The 14,317-nt window shown below is 43.3% G+C and carries 15 protein-coding genes and 1 riboswitch; of the genes, 3 read left to right on the top strand and 12 right to left on the bottom strand.

The genetic code is table 11. The features are described 5' to 3' along the window. Positions 1-68 precede the first annotated feature (68 nt). Both M3204_RS12600 and M3204_RS12595 read right to left on the bottom strand, forming a co-directional pair. Complete coding sequence (locus tag M3204_RS12600; protein ID WP_251482252.1) at positions 69-713, bottom strand: PspA/IM30 family protein; 645 nt, start codon at positions 711-713, stop codon at positions 69-71. A gap of 72 nt (positions 714-785) precedes the next feature. Then, positions 786-1,130, bottom strand: a complete 345-nt coding sequence (locus tag M3204_RS12595; RefSeq protein WP_251482247.1) for a flagellar basal body rod protein — start codon at positions 1,128-1,130, stop codon at positions 786-788. A gap of 209 nt (positions 1,131-1,339) precedes the next feature. Between M3204_RS12595 and M3204_RS12590 the strand changes: the two genes are divergently transcribed. Beyond that, positions 1,340-1,840, top strand: coding sequence for a hypothetical protein (locus tag M3204_RS12590; protein WP_251482244.1), 501 nt, complete (start codon positions 1,340-1,342; stop codon positions 1,838-1,840). 147 nt (positions 1,841-1,987) lie between these two features. Here M3204_RS12590 and safA read toward each other — a convergent pair whose 3' ends face one another. Further along, on the bottom strand, positions 1,988-2,599 hold the full coding sequence (safA, locus tag M3204_RS12585; RefSeq protein WP_251482242.1) for a SafA/ExsA family spore coat assembly protein: 612 nt from the start codon (positions 2,597-2,599) through the stop codon (positions 1,988-1,990). A 118-nt stretch (positions 2,600-2,717) separates the two neighbouring features. Here safA and M3204_RS12580 point away from each other — a divergent pair, with 118 nt between their 5' ends. After that, the gene (locus tag M3204_RS12580; protein WP_251482239.1) at positions 2,718-2,861 is read left to right on the top strand and encodes a hypothetical protein; all 144 of its coding nucleotides are present in this window, start codon (positions 2,718-2,720) and stop codon (positions 2,859-2,861) included. 350 nt (positions 2,862-3,211) lie between these two features. Here the strand turns inward: M3204_RS12580 and M3204_RS12575 are convergent, their stop codons facing one another. The 3 genes from M3204_RS12575 to M3204_RS12565 form a co-directional block, all read right to left on the bottom strand. After that, a complete protein-coding gene (locus tag M3204_RS12575; RefSeq protein ID WP_251482236.1) occupies positions 3,212-3,769 on the bottom strand; it encodes a general stress protein in 558 nt (185 codons plus the stop codon). Between the two features lie 78 nt (positions 3,770-3,847). After that, positions 3,848-4,990 (bottom strand): trans-sulfuration enzyme family protein, encoded by a 1,143-nt coding sequence (locus M3204_RS12570; RefSeq protein ID WP_251482234.1) that lies wholly within the window; start codon positions 4,988-4,990, stop codon positions 3,848-3,850. A 69-nt stretch (positions 4,991-5,059) separates the two neighbouring features. Then, positions 5,060-5,162, bottom strand: a riboswitch (SAM riboswitch). A 184-nt stretch (positions 5,163-5,346) separates the two neighbouring features. Continuing rightward, positions 5,347-6,594, bottom strand: a complete 1,248-nt coding sequence (locus tag M3204_RS12565) for a CBS domain-containing protein (protein WP_251482232.1) — start codon at positions 6,592-6,594, stop codon at positions 5,347-5,349. 196 nt (positions 6,595-6,790) lie between these two features. Here M3204_RS12565 and M3204_RS12560 point away from each other — a divergent pair, with 196 nt between their 5' ends. Continuing rightward, complete coding sequence (locus M3204_RS12560; RefSeq protein ID WP_251482229.1) at positions 6,791-7,657, top strand: YitT family protein; 867 nt, start codon at positions 6,791-6,793, stop codon at positions 7,655-7,657. Between the two features lie 204 nt (positions 7,658-7,861). Here the strand turns inward: M3204_RS12560 and M3204_RS12555 are convergent, their stop codons facing one another. The 6 genes from M3204_RS12555 to M3204_RS12535 form a co-directional block, all read right to left on the bottom strand. After that, positions 7,862-8,071, bottom strand: a complete 210-nt coding sequence (locus M3204_RS12555; protein ID WP_251482227.1) for a hypothetical protein — start codon at positions 8,069-8,071, stop codon at positions 7,862-7,864. A 59-nt stretch (positions 8,072-8,130) separates the two neighbouring features. Further along, positions 8,131-8,265 (bottom strand): hypothetical protein, encoded by a 135-nt coding sequence (locus M3204_RS23705; protein ID WP_285856941.1) that lies wholly within the window; start codon positions 8,263-8,265, stop codon positions 8,131-8,133. 25 nt (positions 8,266-8,290) lie between these two features. Next, complete coding sequence (locus tag M3204_RS12550; protein ID WP_251482224.1) at positions 8,291-9,778, bottom strand: amidase family protein; 1,488 nt, start codon at positions 9,776-9,778, stop codon at positions 8,291-8,293. A gap of 66 nt (positions 9,779-9,844) precedes the next feature. Next, on the bottom strand, positions 9,845-10,063 hold the full coding sequence (locus M3204_RS12545) for a hypothetical protein (RefSeq protein WP_251482221.1): 219 nt from the start codon (positions 10,061-10,063) through the stop codon (positions 9,845-9,847). A gap of 168 nt (positions 10,064-10,231) precedes the next feature. Further along, a complete protein-coding gene (locus M3204_RS12540; RefSeq protein ID WP_251482218.1) occupies positions 10,232-11,377 on the bottom strand; it encodes a DEAD/DEAH box helicase in 1,146 nt (381 codons plus the stop codon). Positions 11,378-11,763: 386 nt separating this feature from the next. Beyond that, on the bottom strand, positions 11,764-14,151 hold the full coding sequence (locus M3204_RS12535) for an immune inhibitor A domain-containing protein (RefSeq protein ID WP_251482210.1): 2,388 nt from the start codon (positions 14,149-14,151) through the stop codon (positions 11,764-11,766). Positions 14,152-14,317: the final 166 nt, after the last annotated feature.

The following is a 14,317-nucleotide window of genomic DNA, read 5'->3' as shown; positions in this document are numbered from 1 at the left end:
AAAGTTTGAGGTGGTATACCCAAAAGGCGCAGCTGCCTGCGCCTTTTAAGAATACCATGTTTTGCCTATTAAATAGAATGCGTTTCTTTACTTTTAAATTCTTTTTCAAGCTGTGCGATCCGGCCATCAATCGTGTTTCGGTAGTAAGAGCTGTTCACTTTCTGCTCAAGGTTATCAAGATATGTCTCCATTTCCGTGAATCTTGAATAGGCTTTGTCTGAATATGCATTGTTATCAAGGACCTGATCCATCCGGTGGTGTGCGCGGCTAACGTTCTCACGGCCCATCAATTCCATGCGGCGGATATGCATATCTTTTAACTTATGTTTCATCTCTTCATATTTCCGCTCCAGCTCCAGCTGCTGCTTGCCAGCGTTTTCCATTGCTTCCTTCAGCCTTGCAGCCCGTTCTTCATATTGAGCCTGTTCCTGGCTGGCAAAGGCCTGGAGTTCATTTTCTCCTGCTCTCATCGCGATCTCTGCCTGGTATTTACGCTTTTCCGCCATTTCCAGAGCTTCATGATGTTCGCGTGTGAACTGGTCCTTTAATTGTCCCTGGCGCTCAAGCAGCTTTCGGACTTTTTCTGTTTCGCCTTCACATTCGCGAAGATATTGATTCAGCAGCGTAATCGGGTTCTTTTTTTCCTTTTGGTCAAGTGCCTCATGCAGGTCCGCCATTACCGTGTTCTTGATTCTAGTTAATAGATTTGCCATTTTATTTCTCTCCTTTTAAATGTTTAGTAGTACGTTATTTCCAGAAACTCCAGATGATGCCCTGCGAAAATCTTAGTTGTTTTTCAATTGTGCCCATTGCTTTTCGAAGTTGACGAATGGATCGCTTTCTTCATGCACTGATTCCTCTTTTTTGTCCCAGTTTTTATACACCAGGTACAGGACATATGCAGCAGCGATGCCTAGGATAGCTGGTACGTTAGAGGCTGTTGCCATCAGGATGAAGAAACCTGCTGCCCCCCAGCCGATTTTCGCGGCAGTGGTATCCGTCTTTAAGAATTGCTTCACCACAAAATACAGCACCAGCAAGCTGACTCCAAGGCCGACTAATGGACCAAGGTTGGAAATCAGCACCATGGCAGCAACGAAACCAGCGACAAGCAAACCAAATTTTTTCATATTCAATTCCTCCTTATCTCTTATGGTTTAATCTTACCTTTATCTTAAAAAGTCTATAACGTGCCTGAGCTTGATTTTGAAGTAGGACCTGAGTCTGAGAGAGCGGCAGGACCGCTGTTTTTGTTTTGATGGGTATGGAGGAATAAATTAGCTGTTACAGCTTGATTTAAAAGGGTATCAGGTATAAGGCAGCATGAGGAGGTAAAAACATGTTTGGATTTCAAGATATCATTAAGTTTCTTTGGGCCTTTTTCTTAATTTTCCCTGTGGTCATTATCATTCATTTGCTAGGCCACATCACATTCGCCGCCATCTTTGGCGCGAAAGGAATAAGGGTGACACTAGGCAGCGGCAAGAGTCTGTTTTCCTTCTGGAAAATAGATGTTCATCAATTCTATTTCTGGTCAGGAGACTGCCAATTTGAATATGTAGCCTTCAATAACCGATTTTCTAAATCAGTCATTTTATTAGGCGGTTCTATTTTTAATTTATTAAGTATGCTTTTGGTCAATCTTTTGATTTGGTTTGATCTGTTCGAGCCATCGATCTTTTCATATCAATTCATTTATTTCTCTTTTTACTACGTATTCTTTGCACTGCTTCCAATGGATTACCCCGGCGGAGGGCACAGCGACGGCAAAGCTCTTTACCGCTTGTGGAGAAAAGGAGAACGCGGGGTTTCATCGGTTGACTGCCAGTACAAGTACTAGTTTTACAGGATTCTTTTTGTAAGCTTTGTTGCTTTAGGATTGGATCTTCGAAAAGAGCGTTGTGAAAGGATTCTATTCTCGAGCATAAAATCAAAATCGCAAAAGAAAAGACCCTGATGGATTTCCTCAGGGTCTTTTTGATGTCCTTTACTTTGAAATAAACAACTGTGTCCAGTAATGCCCGTATGCACCGCCTGATGCATAACCGGATCCCATATGGGTGTAAGAAGCATTCAATATGTTTTGTCTGTGGCCCGGGCTGTTCATCCAAGCCTGAACGACTTCATTTGCAGTCCTTTGTCCTGCGGCAATGTTTTCTGCCGCGCTTCGGTAATTAACCCCGAAGCTCCGTATCATATTGAAAGGGCTGCCGTATGTAGGGCTTGTATGGGAGAAGTAATTCTTATCCCTCATGTCAAAAGATTTGTATCTGGCTGCCCTTGACAGCTCCCAGTCAGCGGTAAGCGGTGTGAGTCCATGTTTGGCACGTTCAGCGTTTGTCAGCCTAATGACTTCATTATCAATACTTTTCGCTGCGCCTAAGCTGGGAATATCGATTTTTTGGCCAGGATAGATCAGATTTGGATTTTTTATCTGAGGATTAGCGGCGATGATCTCAGACAGCCCTATCTGGTAACGCACCGAAATTTTCCACATTGTATCACCTGCTTGAACAGTATACACCTGCTGCGCAAATGACATGGCCGGGACCAGCCAGAACAGCAGTAATATTGCCAGTATTACTTTCTTTCCCATCATTCATTCCTCCTCGAATGTTAGGATGAGAATATTCTTGGAAAATATACTCTTATTTCTATTCTGAATGAAAACATCGTAAAGGTGATGCATATAGTTTTATAAGGGAGGAATGCAAATTATGGGATATCTTTGGGTGATGACCATCGGTTTTGTCATTTGTCTCGGCTTAGTTGGCAGCGCATTTATGTACTTTATTTTATCTTCTTTTAATTTAGAAGACGCAAGTCGGATTGATTTGCATGATACGCGAAAAGAAGAATAATATTAAGCTGGCTTCCCTCTTTGCGGTAGCCAGCTTTATTATTTGGCTCTGTTAGATTAGACTGTTGATTTACGTTCCAGGCGCTTCGCTTTCCGCGGGTGGCCTGGGGAGCCTCCTCGGCGCTATAAGCGCCTGCGGGGTTTGCCCTGACCCATGCTCCCGGAGGAGTCTTCGCGCCTTCCACTTCAATCAACAGGGTTAAATAACAACATTGAGCTTAACACCTACTTTTTTAATCATACTGGAGTGGCAATCCAGAGCCTCTTTACTTAACTAAACTAACGCTCTCATTCATCCTAAAATGCCAAAAGGCCGCCAAATAATTGGCAGCCTTTTTTTATGACAGTGATTTAAAAGTCTTTAGTGTTGTCAAAACGAGTGTTGGCAGGGTTGTCCGAAGTCAGGGGTGCATCGACTGTGTCTACCACATTCGTTCTTGTTGTATCATTCAAGCCAACTAGATTTTCGTCGCGCTCAACAACAACAAGAATTTTCCCTTCTTTTACATAGCCTTCGTAACGGTCTGCTTCATCTTCAGGAATTCCCATTCCGATAAGTGCTCCAGCTAAACCGCCTGCCCCAGCTCCGACAGCTGCACCTGTAAGTGTAGCTGCGATTGGTCCCGCAGCCACGATCGGCCCGATTCCAGGAATCGCAAGCGCACCGATGCCCGCCAATAATCCAGTAAGGCCGCCTAATACGCCGCCAGTTGCTGCACCTGCAGCAAGACCTTCCTCAGTCTTCGTACCGGTTGCTTCATTAATGTGATCAACTTCATCATCGTTTTTGCCAATAACAGAGATATCCTCAGTTGAATATCCTTGCCTTTTCAAATCCTCAACTGCCTGGATTGCATCACGCTCGTTATCGTATACTCCAACTAGATGTTTTTCATGTTCATTATACATATTAATAGCCTCCTTTAGACGAGTAGTCCTTATTAAAGATACCCGCATACAGGAGGCGTAAACATAATGTCGAATGGTTTATTTTACGGCTGCATCCAAGGCCGCTTCGAATTGTTCGATTATATCAGCTGCATGCTCAATGCCAACTGAAATGCGGACTACTTCATACGTGATGCCGAGTTCAGCCTGGGCCTCAGGAGGAAGTGCGCGATGCGAGGTTTTCAACGGATGCGACACAGTCGTCTCAACACCAGCCAGCGTGGGAACAATCTTTACCCAGCCGAGCGATTTGAAAAATCGGTTTGTATCCACGTGTTTCGCAAGCTCAATCGTAACGATGGCACCATACCCTTTTTCCCCTTTTTCAAATGGATAATAGACCTTAGCGACCTTCTCGTTTCCACGTAATCTTTCAGCAAGCATTCTCGCGTTTTCCGATTGCGTCCTCATCCTTAAGGCAAGGGTTTTTAACCCTCTGCATGTTAGCCAGGCTTCAAACGGACTGAGGTTCGCACCGAGGTTCACGATCCTGGCACGCGCTTCGGCAATCAAATCTTTTCTGCCGACAACGACACCAGCAGTAACGTCGCTGTGACCGCCAATGTATTTAGTCGCACTGTGGACAACCAGATCCGCTCCTAACAAATAAGGACGGACATGAAGCGGTGTGGCAAATGTATTATCGATTAATACAGTGAGGCTGCGTCTCTTTGCCAGCGCGATAACATCCTCCAAGTTTTCAACACGGAGCAGAGGGTTTGTGATTGATTCAGTATATAACAGCTTTGTATGATCCTTGATTGCCCCTTCAACTTTTTTTAAATCGGAAAAAGGCACAAATGTCGTCTCGATTCCAAAGCGATCAAGCTCTGATTTTAGCAAATGGAAGCTGCCGCCATATAAATCATCCGCTGCAACGATATGTTCACCGTTTTTCACCACAGCAAGGACACCAGCAAGAATCGCTGAAAGTCCAGAGGAAGCTGCCACTCCATCTTCAGCATGCTCCAGCGCGGCCACAGATTGTCCCAGTTCATCCGTATTCGGGTTTCCGACTCTTGAGTACAAATAGCTGCCCTCACCCTGGTAAAAGCCCTCCAGCTCATCCAGATCATTGAATGTAAATGCTGAAGTCTGATAAATAGGCGTTGCCTTGCTTTTAATCCCCTCTGCTTTCTTATGTATTGAATGAAGAACTTCCGTCTCAAAATTCCCTGTCATCTCTTCCACCCGCTTTTCTAAAATGTAAAAAACCTCTTCAATAAGAAGAGGTTCCGCACGCAGCATCCTCTCTTATCTTCAGACGTAAATCTTCAGGAATTAGCACCTTTCATATTAAAATGAAGGTTGCCGGGCTTCACAGGGCCTGTCCCTCTGCCGCTCTGGATAAGAGTTATTGTGCTCTTTTTTTAAAAGAGCCTTTTTATATTAGCTGCAGTATATCAGCAAGGCTGGCGCCTCGTCAATGGACTATGTTCTTTTCGTAAACCAGGAGCCTTCGCACTCAAAAGTTTACGGGTTATTTAGCATTCTGGTTTTGGAACATCTTGAAATGAACATCTAATCGATTATGTTGATCAATCTTCCGCCGGGTCACTGTCGAGCAAGTCCCATGGAGTAATGACGCCAATCGGCTTCCCATGACGATCCCCGGTTTCTGTGATGATGACAGCCTGAAGCTTCTTGCCCCTTGTATGATAGCGTTCAAACAATTCTTCAATTTCGTATAGCGAAGCTTGTTCCGTTACGAACGTGACAAAATAATTTTTCCCCTTTTTCAGCAGCTCTTTGACGCGAACATCTTCAATAGTCACGACATTATCTGAAAAATGCTTGGCCATCCACTGGATGATTTCAGTCGAAGTAAGCAAAGCGACATATTTGTCGTCCTTGTCGTAGACCGGGAATCTTGTAAAATCGAACTTATTGATTACCTTTAGAACATCTTTGAGATACGCATCCTCGTAATAGTAGAACACCGGACTTGTTGCGATCGACAATGCCGTCTGCGGCTTCTCAAACTCCTTGCATATCTCCTCAATTCGTTCAACAACCTCAATGTGAGGCTCGGCGATATAATAATCCGCATTCACCCGCTCATGGACAATCGCATTCCGGAGCTTGGCGAACTGGTGCAGTTCACTCTTATATTTCCTGATCAATGAATGATTTTTATAGCCCGAGTACAGCAGCTCCACAAACGCATCGCTATCCGTCCCCTTGACCATTTCCTTCAACGATTTATGAATCCTGTTAAAAGCAGTCTCAAATTTCCCGGACTGCTCCTTATGCTTCACATCATGGTCAATGTTGGAATCTGCTTGGTTTTTATTTCTCTGCTCTGATTGTTTATTAACTTGGTTTCCATTCTCCTTTTGGTTTGCAGGCTTCTTCCCGTGATTGTTACGAGTTGACGATTTCTTGCTATCTTCTATTTGGTTATTGGTTCGGTTTGAAGTATTCTTTTTTTGATTAGGAGATGTTTTACGCATATCGCCTTGGTTCTCGTTGTTTTTAATGGCAGAATTGTCACTTTGACTTGAAGACTTCTTTCCATTTTGATTTGATGACTTCGTGTACTCAGATGTCCTGTCTTTAGATTCGGCTGCCTTGATCGTTCTATTGTCTTGTTTTTCAGCTGTTTCAAGCTTTATTTCAGCCCGTTTGGTTTTGTTTTGGTCTGCTTCTTTAGACTTTGGACTTGCTTTTAAATATTGCTTATCATTCAGTTTTTTATTTGTTTTTTCATCATGCTGGTTCTTTCGATTTGTTGAACCTTCTTGCTGTTTTTTCGATCTATATTTAACTTGAGTTTCATTAGCCAAAAATGGTCCCTCCAAAAATTCAAATATCCTACTCTCATCATTACCCAAAAATGCCGAATTTCTAATCCTGGTTATATAATCTAAAAATACCAGAACTAAGACTGAATAACCTTTTATTTTTTACCTATTTAAAAGTTTGCTACAATTAATACAAGCTTTAACACAATACATATAAATGAAAAGGGTTTGATATTCAGTGGCAGCAACGAAGAAAAAACGGGTTTTAAAAGAAGTTACAAAGTTTGTGACGATTACGATTGGGGCAATCATCGCCGCGTTTGGACTAGATCTGTTTTTAGTGCCAAATGCTATCCTGGACGGCGGTGTAATCGGCCTATCCATCATCGCAGCCGAATTGACCAACGTCTCGATGAGTATATTTTTAATCATTTTGAATCTCCCATTCCTTTATATTGGATACCGAAGAATGGGCTGGAAGTTCACGCTTCGCACTCTATATGGAGTCATCATTTTATCCAGCGCAACAGCCTTCTTTCACCATTTTGATCCAGTAACTGACGATCTGTTTTTAGCGACGGTCATCGGTGCAGTTATCCTTGGCACAGGTGTTGGCCTAGTCATCCGTGCAGGCGGCGCGTTGGATGGTACGGAAATCATCGCGATCCTTGTCAGCAAAAAGCGTACGATATCAGTGGGCCAGATTGTCATGATCATGAACTTGTTCATTTTTATTTTGGCCGCATTGCTAGTATTCAGCTGGGAAACCGCGATGTACTCAATCATCACCTATTTCATTGCCTTTAAAATGATTGATGTTGTCGTCGAAGGTATGGAAGAGCTAAAATCGGTCACCATCATATCGGATGTCCCAGAGGAAATAGCCGAAGCTTTACTGAAGCAACTTGGACGAGGCATGACCTATATCCAGGGCCAGGGTGTTTTTTCAAATGAACCGAAAAAAATCATCTATACGATTGTGAGCCGTATCGAATTATCCACCTTGCGCTCGGTCGTGGAGGATATCGATCCAAATGCCTTAGTGGCAATCGAGAACGTGGCTGACGTTTCTGGAAGTAATTTTGATAAGAGCTCGGGGCATTGATTTTGGGCTGAGGTTTTTTGAAATTTTAATCATTAACAATACAGTTTTCTAAAATTCGTTGCGAAATTTATGTTAATCGCTACGGTATCTACAATATCATTATGAAATCTCAGTTAATGGCTACGGGTTTCTTTAAAATCGCTGCGAAATGTATGTTAATGACTACCGGTTTCCTCAAACTTACGGCGAAATGTCTGTCAATCACTACGGAATCTGCAATTTCGTTATGGAATCTCTGTTAATGACTACCAGTTTCTGCAAACTTACTGTGAAATGTCTTTTAATCACTACGGAAACCAACGTAATCACTACGATATCTCTCATAATCACTACGAAATTCAGCACAATCACTACGAAATTCAGCACAATCACTACGAAATTTCCATTAATCACTACGAAATCAAGCAAAATCACTACTTTTTCCATTTATCTAGAAAAAAAGTGCCCTGGCATCCCGCCGGGGCACTTTGCTGTTAATCGATTGGGTTGTTCTGCTTCTTTTCCTTTTGTCCGGTAGTAAATTCGACCAGCTCTTCCGGTGTGTTGTTCCCTTTTTTCTTGTTGTTGTTTCGTTGCGCGTTAGCGTTGCCAAGCTTTGTTTTACCCATGCTCTCTCGCTCCTTTTGGATGGATTCAAGAAGTAGTATGGATTTTTTCTTCAGTGTTTATTCTGAGTTCAGGCGCTTTGCGTACCATCGTTGCCTGCTCGTACGCGTAAGCAAGTTTAATCAGTAACGGTTCGCTGAAGGCTGTCCCTGTGAATGTTATGCCAACTGGCTCACCTTCTGCAGTGAAAGCGGCAGGTACCGTCACAGATGGATATCCCGCTCTTGATCCGATTGTCGACCCATCCATCGGAAAAAGAATCGCGTCCACTCCGTATTCCTTCAATACATAGTCGACACCCTGCTCCCTGGACATATAGAGATTATATTCAAGCTCTTGCAAGTATTCAGCCTCCGTTAACGTCCCACTCGTCGCTTCTGATTCAAGCAAGACTTCCTGGCCGTACTTCAACATTTTTTCCCCATGCTGGTAATTGAACGCGATTACATCAGCAAGTGTCCTGACTGGAATATGCGACACCAAACCATTCAGGTAGGCGTTCAAATCCGCCTTGAATTCATAACTTAACACCTTATAGCCCCATGTCGCTTTTGAAGCAGGAATCGCAACATCGACAACATCTGCACCGAGTTCAACAAGTTTATCAACCGCTTGTTGAAAAATCTGCTCCTGTTCCTCGGTTAATTTTCCTATGTACTCTTCCCTTGCCACACCAATTTTGGCTCCTTTTAGTGCTTGTTCATTTAACAGCGTGTTAAGATCGAATTCAGGCAGCTCCACCATGGTTGCAGCATCACCCGGATCCTTTCCAGCTATTGCTTCTAAAAGATAAACAGCATCTTTAACCGTTCTTGCCATCGGGCCTGCAGTATCCTGAGTATGGGCAATCGGGATGATTCCGCTGCGGCTGACCAGGCCGACTGTCGGTTTGATGCCAACCAGTGAGTTTTGTGAAGCGGGATTAAGAATCGAACCGTCTGTTTCTGTCCCCACGGCAACTGCAGCAAGATTCGCCGCAATTGAAGCTCCTGACCCGGCACTAGAACCGCCTACATCAAATTGACCAGGACCATATGGATTCAGAACCTGGCCCCCTCGGGAACTATAGCCGCTCTTCATTTCATTAGCCATGAAGTTGGCCCACTCTGTCATATTCGTTTTTCCAAGTATGACCGCTCCCGCATCCCTTAGTTTGCTGGCAACAAACGAATCCTTTGGAGCAATCGAATCTTTCAATGCTAGCGAACCAGCACTCGTGTGCATTTTATCATGTGTATCAATATTGTCTTTTACTAGCACCGGAATTCCGTGCAGCGGCCCCCTCGAACCTCTGACTTTTCGTTCCGCGTCGAGCGCGGCTGCAATATGCAGCGCATCAGGATTTATCTCCAGCACAGATTTGATTGTTTTATCAAAAGCAGCAATCCGAGCCTGATACATTAACACCAAATCATGCGATGTCAGCTCACCGCTCTCCATTTTTGCCTGCATATCATCAATCGTCGCTTCCGGAAGCCAGTCTTCCATCAACGCTTTTAACCGTGGATTTTTCACCTTCAACAATTCCTTTCAAGCTAAACTACAGTATATATTCTTAATTTTTGCGGAAAATCCTTTTTATCAATACTCATTCCTTCTTCGAAACCATAGATAAATCAAAAGCCCAACGGGACCTGTAAGCATAGTCGCTAACCAGAATACATGCCTGGTTAATCCGTCGAAATATCGCTCAGAATTATAATAAACCCATATGGCCAAGACGATGAATATGCTGAAAAGGAAGGCAATTTCAATCTGGTAACCGCTAAAATCCGTGCTGTTTGCAACAGACCAACCCATATTTTTATCCCCTTCTTTCCCAGGAACTGATTTCCTTTGTTACGGTAAAAAGTGGAAAAGGTTTCACTTGAATGTTAATTTCTTCTCCTGGCACTCGCTTTCCGTTCCAATCAAGAAACAAATCCAATATAAAAAAGCTATAGGACATAAGCCTATAGCTTTGGAATGTTATTTATTCACATCAACAATTTTACCATGGTAAAACTCTTTCAGAACTGGATCGGCGTTGAGCGCCTTGCAGAACTTTTTCAAATCGCGTTCTTCTCTTTCGTTGACGATTGAGATGACCGTTCCTTCTGCTCCGAAACGCCCTGTCCGTCCAGAACGATGGATGTATTGGTCCTGCTCCCTCGGGAAGTCGAAATGAACGACATGGGTGACACCTTTAATATCGAGTCCGCGTGCTGCGATATCTGTGACAAGCAGCATTTCATTGTCGCCTTCACGGAACTTTTTCAAATATCTCTGGCGATCCTGCTTTGTGAGATCACTGTGAAGCTGTCCGACATGGATATCCTTGAACTTCAGCTTTTCTGCGGATATCGTCAGGTTGGCAATATCCTTGATAAAAACAAGTGTCTTCAACCCTTTAAGCCGCGCAATCTTCTCAAGGATTTTAATTTTTTCACGCTGCTCGCTGATAAAATAGATGTGCTCGACGTTTGCAGCATCGATTGTCTCATCCTTTTTCACCTTGATGACTTCAGGATCCTTCGCAAGATTTCTAACGGATTTTTCAACGGCAGGAGGAAGCGTTGCTGAAAATAGAAGCAATTGCCTTTGGTCAGCCAGCGTAGATTTTACGATATTTTTTACCGTTTCACTGTGCTCCGGTGTCAGCAGCTGGTCCCCTTCATCAAGGACAACCGTCTGGACTTTGTGCATCTTTAACTTTTTCTGCTTGATCAGTTCATACGTCCTTCCTGGTGTCCCGACGATGATATGCGGGCTCTTTTTCAGCTTATCGAGCTGCCTCTTTAAGTTGGCCCCACCGATCAGGGTTGCCACTTTAATATCAGTGCCCTCTGCCCATTTCTGGATTTCGGATAGGATTTGCATGACAAGTTCCTGGGAAGAAGCGAGGATGACGGCCTGCGTATTCTGCATCTTAGGGTCAATCTTATTTAAAACTGGCAGCAAGTATGCAAGTGTCTTGCCAGTACCAGTCGGCGATTCCGCAATGACATCTCTTCCTTCTATTAATAAAGGAATCGTTGTGGATTGGACAGAAGTTAGCGTCTGGAAGCCCGCCTTTTCCCAGGCCTCCTGCAGGAATGGTTTCAATTGCGCAATAATCGGTTGAGTCTCTGACATAATTTTCTCCTTCAAGTAAAGCATTGATAGTAATGATACTAGCTAAAATGGAGTGATAAGTCCAGTATTCCCCCGCTGTTTTGCATTTTTGCAGGTTGCCTTGCTGAAAATTTGATTTGCAAAGATCATTTCTTTGATTCGGATTAGATATAGTGTCGGTTTTATCCTGGATTATAGCGTTTATATTGAGAAATAATTATCTTTATAGCGAATTTTATTTTTTTATAGCAAAAAAAATTTTTTTATAGCGAATTTCATTTTTTTATAGCGAAAAACTATTTTTTATAGCGAAAATATCGATATTATAACGAACTGGAAATTTTGCTCGATTTTTTCCAGTTAAAAAGACATCAGGCGCAAGATGCCTGATGTCTTTAAACTAATTCTTATTTATGGATCCAGACTGCACCAGCAGAGTTATCTTTCGCTTCGCCGATTACCTGGAACTTCAATCCGTATTCAGGAAGTTTCTTTCCTGCATCTGGGATTAGTTCGTTGATGTACTTATTAGAATCATCGAACGTTGCAACGCCAGGTAGTCCTTCGTAATCATAGATTCCACGTGATGGTGAGTTGATGTACCATTCAGGAGCCTTATCTAGTGAGAATGCTGCATCAGCGATTTGGTAACGTGTGCTGCCTGTTACAGAATCCTTGCCATTCAGACTGCCGACAATTGCTTCTGGATGTGAGTCAACAACTCCAAGGAATCCTTCACCCGGGTGAACACCAACCCAGTTATCTGTGAAGCTGTCATCGCCGTACCAAACTACTAAACCTGTGTTGTACTTAACGCCGCGTCCTTCGATTAAGCCTTTATCAGCGCCAGCGTAGTTTCTCCATTCAAGGTAGTAGTAGTGGTCTTTGTCAAATAAACCATTTGTAGAGATAAAACCATCAAGAGTAACTTTTTCAGGGCCTTCAGCATCGTCAGCGAAAACCTCTGCGCCATCGACAGTCAGACTCAGATTATCCATCGCGAAGCCTTCAGGAGCAAGTCCGCCGTCTGTAACATAATCAAAAACTAATTTCACCTTCTGGCCTGCAAACTGGCTTAAGTCATAAGACTTATCTACCCATTGGCCTTGAGTCGTTTCCATGCCCCCAGCAGTGTTTTCGTCGCCGATGACATCTAACTCAACCTCTGTTCCATCTTCAGTCACACCATTTACGAATACATAGTCATAGTCATATTCGACTTCATATAATGTCTTGTAGTTGAAAGTTGCTTCAGTTGCGCTTGTAAGATCGAAAACTGGTGTTTCAAGAGCTGTATGAAGGTCATCGCCTTTTGTACTGTAGTAGTACTTCTCACCGAAAGCTGGCTCGATGCCTTTAACTTTCTTTTTAGGCAAGTTAACCTTTACAATTCCGTTATTCTTTGACTTCGTAACACTCTGGTCAAGAACTGCTGTTACACCATTCTTATTGATATCTTCATAATTCACTTCCGTAATGTTCGCCCAGTTGCCGCCCATCACTTTCTGGAAGTATTCCTTGTTCTGTGGAGAGAAGCTTGTAGGTTCTGTACCTGCTACTGCTCCATTCCAGCTGCCGCCGCTCATGATGGACCATGATGCAACTGGCTCACCTTGTCCGGTGTACTGAGTGTCGTACTCATCTGGAAGACCTAAGTCATGGCCAAATTCGTGTGCGAATACGCCAACTGCTCCGTCTTCAGGTTCGATTGTATAGTCATAAGCTGCCATTGATCCGCCCCAGTAAGGTACTTGAGCTGTTCCTTCAGTTCCAGGGACTCTATGAACCCCATTCAGCACCCAGCGGTGTGACCAGATTGCATCATCACCTAACGCTCCGCCGCCAGCTTCCTGCCCGACACCAGCGTGAAGGACCATCAAGTGGTCAACAAGGCCGTCCGGCTCATTCTGATCGCCGTCGCCATCAAGGTCATATAAATCAAATTGGTCAAACTCAGAAAGATCTGTGCCATCAGCTACTGCTGCTGCTAATGCATCTTTAACGAAGTCACGCGGTCCTTTTGGATTCAAGTTGTCATGACCGCCCTCAGGATTGTCATCACCATAATCAGCAGCATTTCCAGGTACAGTTACCCAATCAGTAACGTGCCCGTCAACAGTGTAGCTGCCGCCAGACTGTTCTTCATAGTATTGCTTGAAAGTTTGAACCTTTTCACCATTGAATAGAGTGAACTCTTCGTTTCCGAAAAGCATTTTTTCATAATGCTCGCGACTGAAGTCATCAGAATACATATAACCTTCTTCTTGCTCAATGCTATTGTGCTTGAAGTCTGCGAATTCAGCTAAAAGAACAAGAACCTTGTCTTCCCTGACTTCCCCATTATATTGCGCCTGTTTTGCAGAATCTACTTTCGCGTAGCCTGTAGGCTTTCCTGACTTGAAGTTGTCATGGCCTTTTTCAAGTTGTTTTGTCAGCTTGTCCTTTTGTTTTGTCAAAAAGTCCTTTGACTTCTTCGTCATTTCATCTTCAGCAGTGTGCTTGTCTGTCTTGCCCGCTTTTGTACCCTGCTTCTTTTTAATATATTCTGTTACTGCTTTGTTGACTTCCTCTGGTGAAGCACCTTTAGCAATCAAACCTCGTTCTTGCATTGCCTTTGCCAAACGATCCTGGTCTACTATGTTTAAATCTATCGGCGCGGATTCTGGCGCAGTTGCCGCAGCTACATTCTTAGGAGCTGCAGTCGACCCAGCAAACGAACCAGCAAATAAGGTAGAAGCGAATACCGCGCTTGCAGCTACGCTTGAAAGAACCTTTAACGTACTTTTCTTCTTCAAATGAATACCCCCTGCTATTTTCCAAGTTTCGATTTTTCATATTTTCTGAAGAATCTGTTTGAATTGTAGCAAGATTTTATAATATTGTAAATTTTTGAAATATAATAATATTTACCTATAAATTAACATTTTTTCTAGTAAAAATCGGTATTCCAAAAATCAAATC

Source organism: Mesobacillus subterraneus, assembly GCF_023715485.1.
Classification (GTDB): Bacteria; Bacillota; Bacilli; order Bacillales; family Cytobacillaceae; genus Mesobacillus; species Mesobacillus subterraneus_B.
This window is presented reverse-complemented; position numbering and strand designations above follow the sequence as displayed.

Coding starts and splice junctions, on each gene's coding strand:
- M3204_RS12540 (WP_251482218.1), bottom strand. CDS start 11,377: ATGTCAGAGACTCAACCGATTATTGCGCAATTGAAACCATTCCTGCAG.
- M3204_RS12580 (WP_251482239.1), top strand. CDS start 2,718: ATGGGATATCTTTGGGTGATGACCATCGGTTTTGTCATTTGTCTCGGC.
- M3204_RS12545 (WP_251482221.1), bottom strand. CDS start 10,063: ATGGGTTGGTCTGTTGCAAACAGCACGGATTTTAGCGGTTACCAGATT.
- M3204_RS12595 (WP_251482247.1), bottom strand. CDS start 1,130: ATGAAAAAATTTGGTTTGCTTGTCGCTGGTTTCGTTGCTGCCATGGTG.
- safA (WP_251482242.1), bottom strand. CDS start 2,599: ATGATGGGAAAGAAAGTAATACTGGCAATATTACTGCTGTTCTGGCTG.
- M3204_RS12575 (WP_251482236.1), bottom strand. CDS start 3,769: ATGTATAATGAACATGAAAAACATCTAGTTGGAGTATACGATAACGAG.
- M3204_RS12600 (WP_251482252.1), bottom strand. CDS start 713: ATGGCAAATCTATTAACTAGAATCAAGAACACGGTAATGGCGGACCTG.
- M3204_RS12570 (WP_251482234.1), bottom strand. CDS start 4,990: ATGACAGGGAATTTTGAGACGGAAGTTCTTCATTCAATACATAAGAAA.
- M3204_RS23705 (WP_285856941.1), bottom strand. CDS start 8,265: ATGGGTAAAACAAAGCTTGGCAACGCTAACGCGCAACGAAACAACAAC.
- M3204_RS12590 (WP_251482244.1), top strand. CDS start 1,340: ATGTTTGGATTTCAAGATATCATTAAGTTTCTTTGGGCCTTTTTCTTA.